Source organism: Lelliottia sp. WB101, assembly GCF_003051885.1.
Classification (GTDB): domain Bacteria; phylum Pseudomonadota; class Gammaproteobacteria; order Enterobacterales; family Enterobacteriaceae; genus Enterobacter; species Enterobacter nimipressuralis.
This window is the reverse complement of the sequence record NZ_CP028520.1, coordinates 1,483,151-1,501,277: the sequence shown is the minus strand read 5'-3', so window position 1 is coordinate 1,501,277 and position 18,127 is coordinate 1,483,151. Positions and strand designations below refer to the sequence as shown.

Annotated in this window: 12 protein-coding genes and 1 pseudogene; 4 read left to right on the top strand and 9 right to left on the bottom strand. The window is 56.8% G+C overall.

Translation table 11 applies throughout. The annotated features are described in order from the left end of the window. The first annotated feature begins 37 nt into the window (after positions 1 to 37). Positions 38 to 1,056, top strand: a pseudogene (locus DAI21_RS07130) (NAD(P)-dependent alcohol dehydrogenase). Positions 1,057 to 1,145: 89 nt separating this feature from the next. Here the strand turns inward: DAI21_RS07130 and DAI21_RS07125 are convergent. After that, positions 1,146 to 2,783: a dihydroxyacetone kinase subunit DhaK gene (locus tag DAI21_RS07125; protein WP_107702758.1), complete on the bottom strand. Its 1,638-nt coding sequence runs from the start codon at positions 2,781 to 2,783 to the stop codon at positions 1,146 to 1,148. 137 nt (positions 2,784 to 2,920) lie between these two features. On the opposite strand from DAI21_RS07125, the gene DAI21_RS07120 reads away from it, so the two are divergent. Then, the gene (locus tag DAI21_RS07120; RefSeq protein WP_107702757.1) at positions 2,921 to 4,423 is read left to right on the top strand and encodes a helicase HerA-like C-terminal domain-containing protein; all 1,503 of its coding nucleotides are present in this window, start codon (positions 2,921 to 2,923) and stop codon (positions 4,421 to 4,423) included. Here the strand turns inward: DAI21_RS07120 and DAI21_RS07115 are convergent. After that, positions 4,400 to 5,344, bottom strand: a complete 945-nt coding sequence (locus DAI21_RS07115) for a TIGR01212 family radical SAM protein (protein WP_107704224.1) — start codon at positions 5,342 to 5,344, stop codon at positions 4,400 to 4,402. The genes DAI21_RS07120 and DAI21_RS07115 overlap by 24 nt on opposite strands. A gap of 684 nt (positions 5,345 to 6,028) precedes the next feature. Between DAI21_RS07115 and gltB the strand changes: the two genes are divergently transcribed. Together gltB and DAI21_RS07100 are read left to right on the top strand one after the other, a co-directional pair. Next, a complete protein-coding gene (gene gltB / locus DAI21_RS07105) occupies positions 6,029 to 10,489 on the top strand; it encodes a glutamate synthase large subunit (protein WP_100778710.1) in 4,461 nt (1,486 codons plus the stop codon). Between the two features lie 9 nt (positions 10,490 to 10,498). Further along, entirely contained in the window at positions 10,499 to 11,917 is a 1,419-nt protein-coding gene (locus DAI21_RS07100) for a glutamate synthase small subunit (RefSeq protein WP_102105504.1), read from the top strand. Positions 11,918 to 11,951: 34 nt separating this feature from the next. Here the strand turns inward: DAI21_RS07100 and nanQ are convergent, their stop codons facing one another. The 7 genes from nanQ to sspA form a co-directional block, all read right to left on the bottom strand. Further along, a complete protein-coding gene (gene nanQ, locus DAI21_RS07095) occupies positions 11,952 to 12,413 on the bottom strand; it encodes an N-acetylneuraminate anomerase (protein ID WP_107702756.1) in 462 nt (153 codons plus the stop codon). Next, the gene (locus DAI21_RS07090) at positions 12,410 to 13,285 is read right to left on the bottom strand and encodes an N-acetylmannosamine kinase (RefSeq protein WP_107702755.1); all 876 of its coding nucleotides are present in this window, start codon (positions 13,283 to 13,285) and stop codon (positions 12,410 to 12,412) included. The genes nanQ and DAI21_RS07090 overlap by 4 nt, the downstream gene beginning before the upstream one ends. Beyond that, positions 13,282 to 14,769, bottom strand: a complete 1,488-nt coding sequence (locus DAI21_RS07085; RefSeq protein ID WP_100778706.1) for an MFS transporter — start codon at positions 14,767 to 14,769, stop codon at positions 13,282 to 13,284. The genes DAI21_RS07090 and DAI21_RS07085 overlap by 4 nt, the downstream gene beginning before the upstream one ends. A gap of 109 nt (positions 14,770 to 14,878) precedes the next feature. Next, positions 14,879 to 15,772 carry an N-acetylneuraminate lyase gene (gene nanA / locus DAI21_RS07080; protein WP_107702754.1) on the bottom strand — a complete coding sequence of 298 codons (894 nt, stop codon included), beginning with the start codon at positions 15,770 to 15,772 and terminating at the stop codon, positions 14,879 to 14,881. A 120-nt stretch (positions 15,773 to 15,892) separates the two neighbouring features. After that, positions 15,893 to 16,675, bottom strand: coding sequence for a transcriptional regulator NanR (gene nanR, locus DAI21_RS07075; RefSeq protein WP_100780809.1), 783 nt, complete (start codon positions 16,673 to 16,675; stop codon positions 15,893 to 15,895). A 112-nt stretch (positions 16,676 to 16,787) separates the two neighbouring features. Further along, positions 16,788 to 17,285, bottom strand: a complete 498-nt coding sequence (gene sspB / locus DAI21_RS07070; protein ID WP_100778704.1) for a ClpXP protease specificity-enhancing factor — start codon at positions 17,283 to 17,285, stop codon at positions 16,788 to 16,790. 5 nt (positions 17,286 to 17,290) lie between these two features. Next, positions 17,291 to 17,929, bottom strand: coding sequence for a stringent starvation protein SspA (gene sspA, locus DAI21_RS07065; protein WP_100778703.1), 639 nt, complete (start codon positions 17,927 to 17,929; stop codon positions 17,291 to 17,293). Positions 17,930 to 18,127 lie beyond the last annotated feature (198 nt).

Genomic DNA, 18,127 nt, shown 5'->3' with positions numbered 1-18,127 from the left:
CTACACTCTCAGTTCACACCAAAACGGGGGAAAGACGATGTCGAAGATAAAAAGCTATGCCGCGCCGCAGGCAGGTGCAGACCTTGAACTGTACGAATACGATGCGGGCGAGCTGAAAGCAGAAGACGTCGAAGTCCAGGTCGATTATTGCGGGATCTGCCACTCAGACCTGTCGATGATCGACAATGAATGGGGCATTTCAAGCTATCCGCTGGTTGCCGGTCACGAAGTGATTGGCCGCGTGGTGGCACTGGGTACAGCAGCGCAGGACAAAGGGCTGAAAGTGGGCCAGCGCGTCGGCATTGGCTGGACCGCTCGTAGCTGCGGCCATTGCGATGCCTGTATTAGCGGCAACCAGATCAACTGTCTGGAAGGCGCAGTTCCTACCATCCTCAATAAAGGCGGTTTCGCCGACAAACTTCGCGCCGACTGGCAGTGGGTTATCCCGTTGCCCGACAGCATTGATATCGAATCCGCCGGCCCGCTACTGTGCGGCGGTATCACCGTTTTCAAACCACTTCTGATGCATCACGTCACTGCCACCAGCCGCGTCGGCGTGATTGGGATCGGCGGTTTAGGCCATATCGCTATCAAATTACTGCACGCGATGGGCTGCGAAGTGACTGCCTTTAGCTCCAATCCGGCGAAAGAGAAAGAAGTGCTGGCGATGGGGCGGATAAAGTGGTCAACAGCCGCGATCCGGAACTGCTGAAAGCGCTGGCCGGTCAGTTCGATCTGATCATCAACACCGTCAATGTCGATCTCGACTGGCAGCCGTACTTTGAAGCGCTGGCATACGGCGGGAATTTCCACACCGTCGGTGCGGTACTGAAGCCGCTTCCGGTTCCGGCATTCACCCTGATTGGCGGCGATCGCAGCATTTCCGGCTCTGCGACCGGTACCCCGTTTGAATTACGCAAACTAATGAAATTCGCGGGACGCACCAAAGTAGCGCCAACTACCGAACTCTACCCGATGTCGAAAATCAACGAAGCCATCCAGCATGTGCGTGACGGTAAAGCCCGTTATCGCGTGGTGTTGAAAGCGGACTTCTGACATTAATCGCCCGGTAGCGTTTTGCTTGCCGGGCCGACAACACTGAATCGTTGGCCGGGTAAGGCAGCCGCCACCCGGCACATTTCACACTACCGCGCGAGCGCCGCAAAAACTTCCGCAACAGCCACCGCCCCTGGGTCCGTCACCCCGTCCAGATTCTCTTTATTCACATACGACGAACGCCCCGCGCCAGCCTTTTGCATACTGGCCGTCGCGTCGGCCCCTTTCTTCGCCGCCTGTGCAGCAGCCTGGATGTCGCTCTTCTGCAACGCTTCCAGCGCCGGTTGCAGCGCATCGATCAACGTGCGATCGCCGAGATCCGCCCCGCCGTACTGCTTCATTTGCGCAAGCCCACTGAGGAGAGCATCCGCCAGCGGTTTGCCGTCGTGAAGCGCTTGCCCGGCAGCAGTAAAGAAGATCGACATCAACACCCCGCTCGATCCGCCCATCACCGTTGCCAGTCGCTCGCCCGTCAACAGCAGCAGTTTCGGGACGTCGTTCAGCGGTAGCTGCTTCTCTTGCAATAACTGCGCAATGTCCCGCGCGCCTTGCGCAAAGGTCGAACCCGTATCGCCGTCACCCACTTTTGCATCCAGCGCATTCAGGCGATTCTCCAGATCGACCAGCGTTTGCGTCGTCGCCCCAACCAAAGCCGCCACCTGTGCGTTGTCAGAAGGTGCATAGTCCACGCGATCCTGTATAGCCGTATGCGGCAACGTGCGCAGCGGCGCAAACGCCACTGGTTTTTGCCAGCCGATGGTCTCGACAGGCTCATTAATCGCCCGTTCAAAGGTCTCGTTTAGCCTGAGCAGCGACAGAGAAAAGCCCTTCATGTCCAGCGAGCTTACCAGCGGTGCGGGGCCGATGAGATACGCAATCTGATCCTGCAGCGCCGAATGCGCCAGCTCTTTCGTCAGCAGCGCCATTTCCAGCGCAGACACGCCGCCGAGATTGTTAATCAGCACCGCAAAACGCCCGTCCCCCGCCTTCTCTTTGAGCGGCGCGATCAGCTTGTCGATAATGGCTTTGCTGTTTTGCGTATCCAGCACCGACGCCCCCGGCTCGCCGTGAATGCCCAGACCCAACTCGACATGCCCTTGCTTAATGCGTCCCTCTTCGTCATCGCTTCCCGGCAGATTGCAGGTCTGCATCGCCACACCCAGGCTCCACAGGTTTTCGCAGGCCTGTTGCGCAATATCCCGGACTTCACTCAGCGATTTCCCTTTTTCGGCTGCAAAACCTGCAATTTTGTGGACCAGCGCGGTACCCGCAATGCCGCGCGGCTGTTTGTTGTCAGGAAGCGCGATGTCATCGGCCACAATCACCATCTCGACTTTCAGTCCGTAGCGTTTGGCCTTTTCCGCTGCGAGGCCGAAGTTCAGACGATCGCCGGTGTAATTTTTAACGATCAGCAGGCAACCACGATCACCCGTCACTGCCACGATGGCATTCAGCACCGCGTCGACGCTCGGGGACGCAAACAGATCCCCGCACACCGCAGCGGTTAACATCCCTTTGCCGACAAATCCGGCATGCGCCGGTTCGTGGCCGGAACCCCCACCGGAAATCACCGCCACCCGGCTTTTATCCCAGTCACTGCGCGCGACCACGCGGATGGCCGGATCGATATCGAGTTTGACCAAATTGCCGTGTGGCGCGGAGATCAGTATGCCTTCAATGGCGTCATTGACCAGCTGTTTGCGGTCATTAAAAAAGAATCTGGACATAGCTTTCCAACTTTTTGTGAATCGTATGCAAAAGCATAGTCCGCGCTGGGTAATGCGCCGCAAAGTCAGGAATTTACTGAGTCAAATTGCCGTCAGGTTGCCTATACTCGACGCAGGACAAAGAGAGGAAGCGCACCATGAGTACACCACTGCTGATTGCCCGGACGCTGGATAAAGAGTTGTTCCTGTTGCCCGGAATGGCGAACCGCCACGGGCTGATTACCGGTGCCACCGGGACGGGGAAAACCGTGACTCTGCAAAAACTGGCGGAGTCTTTTTCCAGTATTGGCGTGCCGGTCTTTATGGCTGACGTGAAAGGCGATTTAACCGGCATCGCCCAGAAGGGAACATCGTCAGAAAAACTGCTTGAGCGGCTGAAAAACATCGGCGTGACCGACTGGCAGCCGCAGGCGAATCCTGTGGTGGTGTGGGATATTTTCGGTGAGAAAGGCCACCCCGTGCGCGCGACCGTCTCGGATCTCGGCCCGCTGCTGCTGGCACGGCTTCTTAATCTTAACGACGTCCAGTTCGGCGTGTTGAATATCATTTTCCGCATTGCCGACGATCAGGGCTTGCTGCTGCTTGATTTTAAAGATCTGCGCGCGATTACCCAGTACATTGGCGATAACGCCAAATCCTTCCAGAACCAGTACGGAAATATCAGCCCCGCTTCGGTGGGCGCTATTCAGCGCGGATTACTCACCCTTGAGCAGCAGGGCGCAGAGCACTTCTTCGGCGAACCCATGCTGGATATCAAAGACTGGATGCGTACCGACAGTAACGGCAAAGGGATCATCAACATCCTGAGCGCCGAAAAGCTCTATCAGATGCCGAAACTCTACGCCGCCAGTCTGCTGTGGATGCTTTCAGAACTCTATGAACAGCTACCGGAAGCGGGCGATCTGGAGAAACCCAAGATTGTGTTCTTCTTTGACGAAGCGCATCTGCTGTTCAGCGACGCCCCACAGGTCCTGCTGGATAAAATCGAACAGGTGATTCGTCTGATCCGTTCCAAAGGTGTGGGCGTCTATTTTGTCTCGCAGAACCCTTCCGACATTCCCGATAACGTGCTGGGCCAGCTCGGGAATCGCGTGCAGCACGCGCTGCGTGCTTTTACTCCGAAAGATCAAAAAGCGGTTAAAGCGGCGGCGCAAACCATGCGCGCGAATCCTGCGTTTGATACGGAAGAGGCGATTCAGGCGCTCGGCACCGGGGAAGCGCTCATCTCATTCCTTGATGCCAAAGGCAGCCCGTCCGTCGTCGAACGCGCAATGGTTATCGCGCCGTTCTCTCGCATGGGGCCGGTGACGGACGACGAGCGTAACGCGCTGATCAACCACTCGCCTGTTTACGGCAAATACGAGGATGAAGTGGATCGGGAGTCCGCGTTTGAGATGCTGCAAAAAGGGGTTCAGACGAGTACCGAGAAGCAGCAAGCTCCAGCGGCTAAAGGGAGTGACGTTGCCGTTGACGACGGCATTCTCGGCGGGCTGAAAGATATTCTCTTTGGCAGCACTGGCCCACGCGGCGGTAAACGCGATGGTGTGGTGCAGACTATGGCTAAAAGCGCCGCGCGGCAGGTGACGAATCAGATTGTGCGCGGCATGCTGGGGAGTTTACTGGGTGGACGACGTCGGTAGCGGGGAGATCCACGGCGTACCCAACGCAGAGCCTTGCACACCGTGCTGGTTCAGATAACGATCCAGTTCGACCATCCCCGTCCAGCGGTTCTCGCACCACAGCGGCGCGAGAAGCGTTGGGCGGCGTGCGCTGGCAGAGATGCGGTGGTAAATCACCTCCGGCGGCGTGTGGCGGATCATCTCTCCTGCCGTCACGGTGTATTCGTCCAGCGCAATGCCATTTAACCGCCCGGCTTCCCAGGCTTTTGCCATGGTGCTTCCGGTTACAATATGCAGCGGGTGGAGCTTAATGCCATCCACGCCCGTCTCTACAACTCTTTCCAGGGTTTCCAGACCGTGCTGCTGCCCTTCTCCCGGCAGGCCGACAATCAGATGCGAACAGACCTTTAAACCGCGCTCCCGCGCCAGCCGGGTGGTTTTCTGGTAACAGGCAAAATCATGACCACGGTTAATCCGATGCAGGGTTTTTTCGTGCGCGGTCTGCAATCCCAGCTCCAGCCAGATTTCGTAGCCCAGATCTTTATATTCGCTCAGTAAATCCAGTACGGCTTCAGGTACGCAGTCCGGGCGCGTACCGACACAAAGCCCGACGATATTCGCCTGGCTTACGGCCTGCTGATACATGGAGCGCAGCACCTGCACTTCTGCAAAGGTGCTGGTGTAGGCCTGGAAGTAGGCCAGATACTGTTTTGCGCGGTTAACCAGACTCGCCTGATGGGAAAGCTGCTCGGTGATAGAGTTATGCTGCTGCGCCTCATCGGCAAAAGAAGCCACATTACAGAAAGTACAGCCGCCACGCCCGATGGTGCCATCGCGATTAGGGCAGCTAAATCCGCCGTGCAGCGTGAGCTTGTGAACCTTTTGTCCGTAGCGGCGTGAAAGATCCCCACCAAACATGTTGACTAATTTCTGTAACTGCATAATCTGATAGACCGTCCCGGAGAAAGGGGACAAGCCTGCCATTTTTAGCCTCTGTCGGCGATGACCTGGATCAATCGCCCAGGACGGCTATTATTCATTTGAATAAAAACTCACTATTACTGCAATTTCATTCATCACCCAGGCAATTACTTTTCCTTATGTTCGCGGGGATTTTTTCACTTATCGCCCCCTGGCAGTAAAACAGTGCGATTATGCAACTTGATCGCCCGTACCAGATTATTATCCTGCAAAAAACCCGCACTTCAGCACGCTAAAGGGATAATACCGCTTTCAGATAGTGAGTCAGATCACACTCCCTCGCGCCTTCCCCCTCTCTTTTGCGGCTGCAAAACCGATTAAATCTCTTTTATATTCAAAGAAATAACTCACCTTTAGCACATTTTTGTATAAATAAGATTGCCATTTGACCTGTGTATCAATTCCCGATAAGTTGGAAATCCGCTGGAAGCTTTCTGGATAAGCAGCCTGCTTATCATATTTATGCAGTAATTGAGATTCCCTCTGAAGCAAGTCCTCAAACTTGTTTGACCTGTGCGAAAAGGAAATGAAGAGGGCGAATGCGAGGTGCGCGTATGAAACGCAAACCCCGTCGCCGCGCTCTTTCTGTGCCTGTGCGCCACGGTTCAGTGGGGAGTCCCGAAGAGCCTGGGGAGGTTCACTGATATGTTGTACGATAAATCCCTTGAGAAGGATAACTGTGGTTTCGGCCTGATCGCCCACATAGAAGGCGAACCTAGCCACAAGGTAGTGCGTACCGCTATACACGCACTGGCCCGTATGCAGCACCGTGGTGCAATCCTCGCTGATGGTAAAACCGGCGATGGTTGTGGCTTGCTGCTACAAAAACCGGATCGTTTCTTCCGGATCGTTGCGCAAGAGCGCGGCTGGCGTTTAGCCAAAAACTACGCTGTCGGCATGCTGTTCCTGAATCAGGATCCTGAAAAAGCTGCCGCCTCACGCCGCATCGTCGAAGAAGAACTTCAACGCGAAACCCTGTCGATTGTCGGCTGGCGCAATGTGCCAACCAACGAAGGGGTGCTCGGTGAAATCGCCCTCTCCTCGCTGCCACGTATCGAACAGATTTTTGTGAATGCGCCTGCGGGCTGGCGTCCGCGCGATATGGAACGCCGCCTGTTTATTGCCCGTCGCCGCATCGAAAAACGTTTGCAGGACGATAAAGAGTTCTACGTCTGTAGCCTCTCGAACCTGGTGAACATCTATAAAGGTCTGTGTATGCCGGCTGACCTGCCGCGCTTCTACCTGGACCTCGCGGACCTGCGTCTGGAATCGGCCATTTGCCTCTTCCACCAGCGCTTCTCCACCAACACTGTTCCACGCTGGCCGCTGGCTCAGCCTTTCCGCTATCTGGCGCACAACGGTGAGATCAACACCATCACCGGTAACCGCCAGTGGGCGCGCGCGCGTACCTATAAATTCCAGACTCCGCTGATCCCGGATCTGCATGACGCCGCCCCGTTCGTCAACGAAACCGGCTCTGACTCTAGCTCGATGGATAACATGCTCGAACTGCTGCTGGCAGGCGGGATGGATATCGTACGTGCAATGCGTCTGCTTGTTCCGCCAGCCTGGCAGAACAACCCGGATATGGACCCGGACCTGCGCGCGTTCTTCGACTTTAACTCCATGCACATGGAGCCGTGGGACGGCCCGGCAGGCATCGTTATGTCCGATGGGCGCTACGCCGCCTGTAACCTCGACCGTAACGGTCTGCGCCCGGCGCGCTACGTTATCACCAAAGACAAGCTGATCACCTGCGCGTCCGAAGTGGGGATCTGGGATTACCAGCCTGACGAAGTGGTCGAAAAAGGCCGCGTCGGCCCTGGCGAACTGATGGTTATCGACACCCGCAGCGGGCGCATTCTGCACTCGGCGGAAACCGATGACGATCTGAAAAGCCGTCATCCGTACAAAGAGTGGATGGAGACAAACGTCCGCCGTCTGGTGCCGTTCGAAGACCTGTCGAACGAAGAAGTCGGCAGCCGCGAGCTGGACGACGATACCCTCGCCAGCTACCAGAAACAGTTTAATTACAGCGCTGAAGAGCTGGATTCTGTTATCCGCGTCCTCGGCGAAAATGGCCAGGAAGCGGTCGGCTCAATGGGTGATGATACCCCGTTTGCCGTGCTCTCCAGCCAGCCACGCATCATTTACGATTATTTCCGCCAGCAGTTTGCGCAGGTGACCAACCCGCCAATCGATCCGCTGCGCGAAGCGCACGTGATGTCGCTGGCCACCAGTATCGGTCGCGAGATGAACGTCTTCTGCGAAGCCGAAGGCCAGGCGCACCGCCTGAGCTTTAAGTCGCCGATTCTGCTGTACTCCGATTTCAAACAGCTCACCACCATGACTGAGGAGCACTACCGCGCCGACACGCTCGATATTACTTTCGACGTGACCGAAGCGAGCCTCGAAGAGACGGTGAAAGCCCTGTGTGATAAGGCCGAGCAGATGGTTCGTAACGGCACCGTTCTGCTGGTGCTGTCTGACCGTAACATCGCTAAAAACCGTCTGCCGGTTCCGGCTCCGATGGCGGTGGGCGCCATTCAGACCCGCCTGGTGGATAAGAGCCTGCGCTGCGACGCCAACATCATTGTTGAAACGGCAAGCGCCCGTGACCCGCACCACTTCGCCGTGCTGCTGGGCTTCGGTGCGACGGCTATCTATCCGTACCTGGCTTACGAAACGCTGGCGAAACTGGTCGACGGCCATGCCATCGAGAAAGATTACCGTACCGTGATGCTGAACTACCGTAACGGCATCAACAAAGGTCTGTACAAGATCATGTCCAAAATGGGCATCTCGACCATCGCCTCTTACCGCTGCTCGAAACTGTTCGAAGCGGTCGGTCTGCACGATGATGTCGCAGATCTCTGCTTCCAGGGCGTGATCAGCCGTATCGGCGGTGCCGGATTCTCTGACTTCCAGCAGGACCTGCTGAACCTGTCCAAACGCGCATGGCTGGCGCGCAAACCGCTGGATCAAGGCGGTCTGCTGAAATACGTTCACGGCGGCGAATACCACGCTTACAATCCGGACGTGGTGCGCACCCTGCAACAGGCGGTTCAGAGCGGCGAATACAGCGATTATCAGCAGTATTCCAGACTGGTTAACGAGCGCCCGGCGGCCACGCTGCGCGATCTGCTGGCGGTGAATCCAAACGGCGAAACCGTCAGCATTGATGACGTTGAACCGGCCAGCGAACTGTATAAACGCTTTGATACTGCGGCGATGTCCATTGGCGCACTCAGCCCGGAAGCCCACGAAGCGCTGGCCGAAGCGATGAACAGCATCGGCGGTAACTCGAACTCCGGCGAAGGCGGTGAAGATCCTGCACGTTACGGCACCAATAAAGTATCGCGCATTAAGCAGGTGGCTTCTGGTCGCTTTGGCGTGACGCCAGCGTACCTGGTCAACGCCGACGTGATTCAGATTAAAGTCGCGCAGGGTGCGAAGCCGGGCGAAGGCGGTCAGTTACCGGGTGATAAAGTCACGCCGTACATCGCCAAACTGCGCTACTCCGTCCCGGGCGTAACGCTGATCTCTCCTCCGCCGCACCACGATATTTACTCTATCGAGGATTTGGCGCAGTTGATTTTTGACCTGAAACAGGTCAACCCGAAAGCGATGATCTCCGTGAAGCTGGTTTCCGAACCGGGCGTGGGCACGATCGCCACCGGTGTGGCAAAAGCCTACGCGGACCTGATCACCATCGCAGGTTATGACGGCGGGACAGGCGCAAGCCCACTCTCCTCCGTGAAATACGCGGGTTGTCCGTGGGAGCTGGGCCTTGTGGAAACGCAACAGGCGCTGGTGGCTAACGGTCTGCGTCACAAGATCCGTCTGCAGGTGGATGGCGGCCTGAAAACCGGTCTCGACATCATCAAAGCCGCGATTCTCGGCGCAGAAAGCTTCGGCTTTGGCACCGGGCCAATGGTGGCGCTGGGCTGTAAATACCTGCGTATTTGTCACCTGAATAACTGCGCTACCGGTGTGGCAACTCAGGACGAAAAACTGCGTAAGAACCATTACCACGGTCTGCCGTTCAAAGTGACTAACTACTTTGAATTCATCGCCCGCGAAACTCGCGAGCTGATGGCACAGCTGGGTGTGAAGCGTCTGGTCGATCTGATTGGCCGTACCGACCTGCTGAAAGAGCTGGAAGGGTTTACCGCCAAGCAACAGAAACTGGAGCTGTCCCGTCTGCTGGAAACCGCTGAGCCGCACGCAGGCAAAGCCGTTTACTGCACCGAGAACAACCCGCCGTTCGACAATGGCGTGCTGAACGCGCAGCTGCTGCAGCAGGCGAAATCGTATGTTGATGACAAACAGAGCAAAACGTTCTGGTTTGATATTCGCAACACCGACCGCTCCGTAGGCGCTACGCTCTCTGGCTATATCGCGCAAACCCATGGCGATCAGGGGCTGGCTGCCGATCCCATTACCGCGCACTTCAGCGGTACGGCGGGTCAGAGCTTCGGCGTCTGGAACGCCGGCGGCGTTGAGCTGTACCTGACCGGCGATGCCAATGACTACGTTGGCAAAGGCATGGCGGGCGGTCTGCTGGCGGTGCGTCCTCCGGTTGGTTCTGCGTTCCGCAGCCACGAAGCGAGCATCATCGGTAACACCTGTCTGTATGGCGCGACGGGCGGACGTCTGTTTGCCGCAGGCCGTGCGGGCGAGCGTTTTGCAGTACGTAACTCCGGTGCCATCACGGTGGTTGAAGGTATCGGCGATAACGGCTGTGAATACATGACCGGCGGGATTGTCTGCGTAATGGGCAAAACCGGCGTGAACTTCGGCGCAGGCATGACGGGCGGTTTCGCCTATGTCCTGGACGAAGACGGTGAGTTCCGTAAACGCGTTAACCCGGAACTGGTAGAAGTGCTGGACGTTGAAACACTGGCGATCCACGAGGAACATCTGCGCGGTCTGATTACCGAGCATGTGCAGCATACCGGTTCTTCGCGCGGCGAAGAGATCCTGGCGAACTGGCCAGCATTCTCGGCGAAATTCGCGTTGGTTAAACCGAAGTCCAGCGATGTTAAAGCACTGTTGGGTCACCGTAGTCGTAGCGCAGCAGAGCTGCGTGTGCAGGCGCAGTAAGGGGTAGCAATGAGCCAGAACGTATACCAGTTTATCGACCTGCAGCGCGTTGATCCGCCAAAGAAACCGCTGAAGATCCGTAAAATTGAATTTGTTGAAATTTACGAGCCGTTTTCAGAAGGCCAGGCCAAGGCGCAGGCAGATCGCTGCCTGTCCTGCGGCAACCCGTACTGCGAATGGAAATGCCCGGTCCACAACTACATTCCGAACTGGCTGAAGCTGGCCAACGAAGGGCGTATTTTCGAGGCCGCCGAGCTGTCGCACCAGACCAACACCCTGCCGGAAGTATGTGGCCGCGTGTGTCCGCAGGATCGTCTGTGCGAAGGTTCTTGTACGCTGAACGACGAGTTTGGCGCGGTGACCATCGGTAACATCGAGCGCTATATCAACGATAAAGCGTTTGAGATGGGCTGGCGTCCGGACATGACCGGCGTGCGTCAAACGGACAAACGCGTGGCGATCATCGGCGCAGGTCCGGCAGGTCTGGCATGTGCCGACGTGCTGACCCGCAACGGCGTCAAAGCCGTGGTGTTCGATCGTCATCCGGAGATCGGCGGGCTGCTGACCTTCGGTATTCCGGCCTTTAAGCTGGAAAAAGAGGTCATGACCCGTCGTCGCGAAATCTTCACCGACATGGGTATTGAGTTCAAACTGAACATCGAAGTCGGCCGTGATATCCAGATCGACGATCTGCTGAAGGATTACGATGCCGTGTTCCTCGGCGTCGGCACCTATCAGTCGATGCGCGGTGGGCTGGAAAACGAAGACGCTCCGGGCGTGTTTGACGCCCTGCCGTTCCTGATTGCCAACACCAAGCAGATGATGGGCTTCGGTGAAACCCCTGCTGAGCCGTACGTCACGATGGAAGGCAAACGCGTGGTGGTGCTGGGCGGCGGTGATACCGCGATGGACTGCGTGCGTACCTCAATCCGTCAGAACGCGACGCACGTTATCTGTGCCTACCGTCGTGACGAAGAGAACATGCCTGGCTCGAAACGCGAAGTGAAAAACGCGCGTGAAGAGGGCGTTGAGTTCCAGTTCAACGTTCAGCCATTAGGCATCGAAGTGAATGCAAACGGCAAAGTCAGCGGCGTGAAGATGGCGCGTACCGAAATGGGTGCACCGGATGCCAAAGGCCGTCGTCGCGCAGAAATCGTGGCAGGCTCCGAGCATGTGGTTCCGGCAGATGCGGTCGTGATGGCATTTGGTTTCCGCCCTCACAGCATGGAGTGGCTGGCGAAACACAGCGTTGAGCTGGATTCCCAGGGCCGCGTGATTGCGCCAGAAGGTAGCGAAAACGCCTTCCAGACCAGCAACCCGAAAATCTTCGCCGGCGGCGATATCGTTCGCGGTTCCGATCTGGTGGTTACAGCAATTGCCGAAGGCCGTAAAGCGGCGGATGGGATCATGAACTACCTGGAAGTGTAAAAGCGAACCGGATGGCGATGCCATCCGGTTTTTTTTATGCGCCGACCAAACTGGCGCGCACTTTCACCACCACTTTCTTAATCTCTTCAATTTCCTTCACTCTACACCCTGGTTTATGCGGTTCGCCGGGCATAAAGATGGCGTACATACCGGGTTTCAAATCAAGCTGCTGCACACCTTCAATGACGCTACACAGCTGATAATCCTCCTCAATATGCCTTTCCTCGCACTGTCGCGCAGAGCCAGCTACGCCGTACAGGATGCGTTCGTCGCCCGCCAGCAACAGCTGGATATCGATATACTGCTCGTGCAGCTCCGCTTTTTTCTGCTCTGGTTCCTGCGTGGCGAACGTCATCACGTTCATAAAGATATCGTCGCCTTGCAGTTCATAACGCCCCGGCGCTTTGTCCTGCGGCCAGGCCGCGATGGCCTGTGTCAGCGCCTCCGCCAGCACGGGATGTAATCCCGGCAGCGCGCTCGCTTTGCCCATCATCATGATGTTGCTCCTGTAGCCAGTCTTGCCGCGCCCAGCAAACCGGCATCGTGGCGATAATACGCCGGGCGAAGTTCGACGTGATAAACCGCAGGCTCCTGCGCAAGAAACTCAGCGACCTGCGATAAATATCCCTCAGCCAGCCCGACGCTGCCACCAACGACAACGGTCTGACAATCCTTTACTGCTTTGACATCGGCGATGAGTCGCGCCAGCGTTTGGGCCGAATGAGCGACCAGCGCGCGGGCGGGCTGATGCCCGCGCTGCGCATGGTCGAAGATCGCCTTCGCATCGAGACCCGCCAGCTCGCCCTGCGCCCGGGCAGCAATCGCCCGTCCGGAGGCAATCGCTTCCACACACCCTGTACGACCGCAGCCGCAGACTGGACCCTGAGGATCGGCCAGCGTATGCCCCAGATGCCCGGCAAGCCCGCCCGCCCCCGTCTGCAACTTGCCATTAAGTACCACGCCCCCGCCGACCCCTGTAGAGACGGTGATGAAAACCATATCCGGCGCATTGATGCCAGGCGCATGGTACTCCGCCCACGCCGCAGCCTGCGCATCATTCACCGCCATTGCGGGCAGTCCGGTTATCGACTCCAGCGTCTGTACCAGCGGGAAATGCAGCAGGCCGCCAAGATTGTGAGGATTAATCGACAGCAACGTGCCTTCGCGGATAATTCCCGTTGAGGCGATTGCCACCCGCTGCGCCGCTGACATTATCGGTTCCACCAGCGATTTTAGCGCTGCGCGCAGGGCGTCCGGCGTTTTGCTGGCAGGTGTCGGCTGTTCGCGCCGCTCGCGGATCTGAAAGTCATCGTCGATCAGCGCAGCGGCCAGTTTGGTGCCGCCAATATCGATCGCCAGCGTCGTCATTTCACCGCCTCACGCTCGTTTTTAATACTGCCAAATGGAACGGCGCCGCTGAAAGGTTTACCGTCGATAGCATCGTGAGTACGCAGGGCTTCCGGACGGATCCAGCGCTGCACGCGGGATGGCATATCCAGACCAATCAACAGGATCACCACAAACGTCAGGCCGAATGACAGGGTTCCCAGCGCGGTACCCAGCTCAAGCCGCTGTGCCAGCAGAGCGCCGATAATCGGGGCAATCGCGCCGCCCAGGGCGCCGACGTTGTAGGTAAAGCCCAGCCCGGCAGCACGCTGATCCGTATCGAAATAGCCACCAATCAGCTTCGGTAAAATCCCGGAAATCCCCTGCCCCAGCATCTGCTGGAAGAAGAGCAGCAGGCCCAGCACCCAAATATTTGACCCGCCGATGGCGAACACCGGAATAATCAGCAGCTGAGAGGCCAGCAGGCTGCAAACGTACGCTCTGCGGGTGCCCAGCCAGTCGCCGAGGAAGCCGCCGACGCAGCAGCCCACCGCCGCACCAAAGCCGCTAAAGAACAGCACATGGGCGACCGTCATCGGATCGTACGCCAGATCCGTTTTCAGATAAGTGGGCAGCAGCGCCTGAATAGGCCACGAGTAGAGGAATGCAAAGAGCACCACGACCATCAGGGTGACACCCGTCGGCCAGCGCTTACCGCTGCTTTGCACCATAAAGCTGATAAAGACGCAGGCGCATAACAGCCCAAGAATCACCACCAGCCCGGCGTTGTTTAGCTCACCGGCAAAGCAGAACCATAGCGCGATACCAGCAAATAGCGTCATGACGATATTGATCAGGCGGTGCTTGCCGCGATAGAGAATGTCGACCATCGTGCGCACCGGCGCTTTGCCTTCGTGCTTCGCTTTCCAGTCTTCCGCTTCCGGGATATTTTTACGCAGCCACAGGGCGAAAATGATTGGCAAAATACCGATAAGGAACAGCGCTCGCCAGCCCCACGCGGGAACAACCACGCTGTAAACCTGCGCCGCAACCACGGCACCGACAGAAAAACCGGAGATTAAAAAGCCGCTGGCTTTATTACGCAGATGCTTCGGCCAGCTTTCAATCACATAGGTTGCACTGGAGCCGTATTCGCCCGCCATACCCATGCCGATCACCATACGGGCAATAAACATGGTGACGTAGCCTGGCGCAAATCCGCATGCCAGCGTGCCACAGGAGAAGAGAACGATACTGGTGATCATGGCCAGTTTGCGACCGTAGCGATCGCCCATCGCGCCCAGCAGCAAGCCGCCAAACCAGCGCGAGATAAAGGCGGCCGAAATCAGGCTGGCTGCTTCGACCGTCGTTAAACCAAATTCACTTTTGACTTCTGTTAATACCAACGCCATCAATACAAAATCAAAGCCATCAAGCAAATACCCCAGCCAGGCGGCGGAGAATGCGCGCCACTGTGGGCGGGTCAGATGGCGGTACCACGGGATGCTTTGGGTAGAAATACTCATAACACTCTCCCGACGATTTTTTGTCGTATTGCCGGATGGCGGGTTCACCATCCGGCTTACATATCGTGTTTTGTCTTTGCCGGATGCGCTTCGCTTATCCGGCAATGCATTAGCGGTTCTCAGCCAGCAGCTGTTCTGCGAGGGTCTTCAGCTCCGGCAGATACTGCTCTGCCACCGGAGCAAAAGGCTTACGGCATAGCGGAACGGAGACCACGTCCATGTAGTGCAGGACGGTTTTCAGGCCACGGAACACGCCGACTTTAATCAGCAGATCGATAACCTTGTTGCACTCGCTTTGCAGATGCTGCGCGGTTGCGTTGTCCCCTTCGCGGATCGCTTTGGCGATCGCCTGATAGCGCGCGCCCATGATGTTGTAAGTGCTGCCGATCCCGCCGTCTGCGCCTGCCAGTAAACCGGAAGCGAAGATCTCGTCGTAGCCGTTATAAAGCACCAGATCCGGATGCGCCCGGCGGATCTGCTCCATCTGGAAGAGATCGCCAGAGGTCTGTTTCAGGGCACCTACACCCGGCAGCGTCACCAGCGTATTGATTTGATCGAGGGATAACTTCACGCCGCTCAGCGCCGGGATGTTGTACACCACCATCGGCAATCCATCCGATGAATCAATGATTGCACGGTAGTGGTCACAATGTTCTTCGAAGCTGAAGGGATAGTAGAAGGGTGTGACCGCCGACACAGCGTCGAAGCCGATCCGGCTTGCCGCCGCCGCGAGCTGCTGGCTTTCCGCTGTGCTGACGCAGCCGACATGGGCGATCAGCGTCACTTTGCCCTTCGCCTCTTCCGCCACGATCTCCAGCACCTGCTCGCGCTCGGCGAGGCTTTGTACGAAGGCTTCACCCGTTGAGCCGCCGACATACAGACCGTCGATTCCCTGTTGAATGTTGAACTGCACCAGGCGGCGCAGACTTTCTTTATCCAGCGCCTGCTGTGAATTAAACGGAGTCAGGAGTGCGGCCATCACGCCACGTAATTGCTTTGCCATAGATACCTCAAGTGGTTATTGATCTGCTTTTTGATATACCTTTATACCTGTTATACCAGATCAAATAAGCAGCACCCCATACAGAACGCTTATATTGCGATCTGCTTCACTAAAGGATCGTTATTTTTTCTTTTGGGATCCCTGGCCGAATGCGTGCCAGGTTGCGGAAACGCTGTTGAGATGGGTTTGCAGCGCCCGATCGGCTTCATCAGGATCGCGGCGGCGGATGGCGTCAACAATAGCAATATGCTGCTGATAGCTGACATCGTTGTGCTGGTACAGCTCAGCGTCGGAGACTTTCGGACGAGCGGCTATCAGCCAGTCGAGCAGTGCGACGTGGATCGCCATAAAGATTGGGTTGCCGGGGATCTCCGCCAGCACACGGTGGAAATCGACATCCGAGCGGATGAAAAGCGCGTTATCGCTGAGGGACTGGCTGTTAATTTCCAGCGCTTTCGACAGGCGCTCAACCTGTTCGTCCGTGGCGTATTCTGCCGCGTAACGCACCAGGCTGGATTCGAAAAACAGACGCAGCTGTTCAAAGTGGGTAATGCCGCCCGGCTGGGTGAGGAAATCTTTCGCCATGCCGGAGAGTTCACTAATGATGGTATCGGCCGAAGGCATCGAGACGCGGGCGCGTTCGCCGTTGTTGATTTGCACCAGGCCTTTTCGCTTCAGGGCGGCCAGCGCTTCACGTACCGATGGGCGGCCCACGTTGAAGAACTCCATCAGCTCACGCTCGGAAGGGAGTTGTTCGCCCTGGGCAAACTCCTGACGACGGATCATCTGCTCCAGCTCTTCTTCCACCATATCGGAAAGTTTTTTACGCGCCAGCGGGCGACGACGCAAACTGCGACCAAGGGTTTCGGTTGAATTTTCCGCCTGAAGATCAAATGGTTTCATAAAGACTCGGGTCAGAAGAGTGACAATCAGTGACAACGACTCATCATAACACAGGATTTTTGGCTGGGCGAAAAGCCCTGAATAGCAAAACAGGCCCATCGGGCCTGTTCAATTATTTCACAACGCGTAACGCTGGACGGCCACCGCGCGGCGGCGGATCGTCATCAGGGTCGTTGTCATTGTCGTGATCGGGCTTATCGCCGTCGATAATGGACATCACCGTTTCGCTTTCGCTGGCGGTAGAACCGTCTTCATCGTTGAGGCTGGCGACATCTTCGTCATACGCCGCTTCCGGCTCAAACATCGTACCTGCACCGTTTTCACGCGCATAGACTGCCAGCACGGCAGCGAGCGGAACAGAGACCTGACGCGGTACGCCGCCGAAACGCGCGTTGAAGCGCACTTCGTCGTTTGCCAGCTCAAGATTACCCACCGCGCGTGGCGCGATGTTCAAAACGATCTGACCATCACGCGCGTATTCCATCGGAACGCTCACGCCCGGCAACGTCACATCCACTACCAGGTGCGGCGTAAGCTGGTTGTCCAGCAGCCATTCATAGAAGGCACGCAGCAGATACGGACGGCGTGGAGATAGCTGTGACATTTCCACAATCGTTAACCTCGACCAAGACGCATTTCGCGTTCCGGTTCTGTCAGAGAAGCAAGGAAAGAGTCGCGCTCAAATACGCGAGTCATGTAGCCTTTCAGCTCTTTCGCGCCAGGACCGCTGAACTCTACGCCCAGAGCCTGCAGACGCCACAGCAGCGGAGCCAGGTAGCAATCTACCAGACTGAACTCGTCGCTCAGGAAGAACGGCTTTTGACCGAATACCGGCGCAATGGCCAGCAGTTCTTCACGCAGTTGCTTACGGGCAGCGTCTGCTTCTGAGGATGAACCGTTCACAATGACGTTCATCAGGGTGTACCAGTCTTTCTCGATACGCTGCATGTACAGGCGGCTTTCACCACGCGCAACCGGATAAACCGGCATCAGCGGCGGATGAGGGAATCGCTCATCCAGATATTCCATAATGATGCGGGATTCCCACAGGGTCAGCTCGCGATCCACCAGCGTTGGTACGCTCTGGTTCGGGTTGAGATCGATCAGATCCTGAGGTGGGTTATCCTTTTCCACATGCTCGATCTCAAAACTGACACCTTTCTCGGCCAGCACGATACGAACCTGATGGCTATAAATGTCAGTAGGACCAGAAAACAGCGTCATTACCGAACGTTTGTTGGCAGCGACAGCCATGAAAACCTCCAGGTATATTCAGAATATTACTGCTACCGGCCCGTGGGCCAGCCAGATGATTTGTTACCCATCCCAGGAACAAACTCAATCGCTCAAAAATCGAACAAAAGTGGTGTATTCACTGACATTTGGGCAGAAAATTGGATGATAGTTTACCAGATTTTGCAGGGTTTGTGGTGAGGGGATTCTGGAAATGCT

Coding starts and splice junctions, on each gene's coding strand:
- DAI21_RS07125 (WP_107702758.1), bottom strand. CDS start 2,783: ATGTCCAGATTCTTTTTTAATGACCGCAAACAGCTGGTCAATGACGCC.
- DAI21_RS07120 (WP_107702757.1), top strand. CDS start 2,921: ATGAGTACACCACTGCTGATTGCCCGGACGCTGGATAAAGAGTTGTTC.
- DAI21_RS07115 (WP_107704224.1), bottom strand. CDS start 5,344: ATGCAGTTACAGAAATTAGTCAACATGTTTGGTGGGGATCTTTCACGC.
- gltB (WP_100778710.1), top strand. CDS start 6,029: ATGTTGTACGATAAATCCCTTGAGAAGGATAACTGTGGTTTCGGCCTG.
- DAI21_RS07100 (WP_102105504.1), top strand. CDS start 10,499: ATGAGCCAGAACGTATACCAGTTTATCGACCTGCAGCGCGTTGATCCG.
- nanQ (WP_107702756.1), bottom strand. CDS start 12,413: ATGATGATGGGCAAAGCGAGCGCGCTGCCGGGATTACATCCCGTGCTG.
- DAI21_RS07090 (WP_107702755.1), bottom strand. CDS start 13,285: ATGACGACGCTGGCGATCGATATTGGCGGCACCAAACTGGCCGCTGCG.
- DAI21_RS07085 (WP_100778706.1), bottom strand. CDS start 14,769: ATGAGTATTTCTACCCAAAGCATCCCGTGGTACCGCCATCTGACCCGC.
- nanA (WP_107702754.1), bottom strand. CDS start 15,772: ATGGCAAAGCAATTACGTGGCGTGATGGCCGCACTCCTGACTCCGTTT.
- nanR (WP_100780809.1), bottom strand. CDS start 16,675: ATGAAACCATTTGATCTTCAGGCGGAAAATTCAACCGAAACCCTTGGT.
- sspA (WP_100778703.1), bottom strand. CDS start 17,929: ATGGCTGTCGCTGCCAACAAACGTTCGGTAATGACGCTGTTTTCTGGT.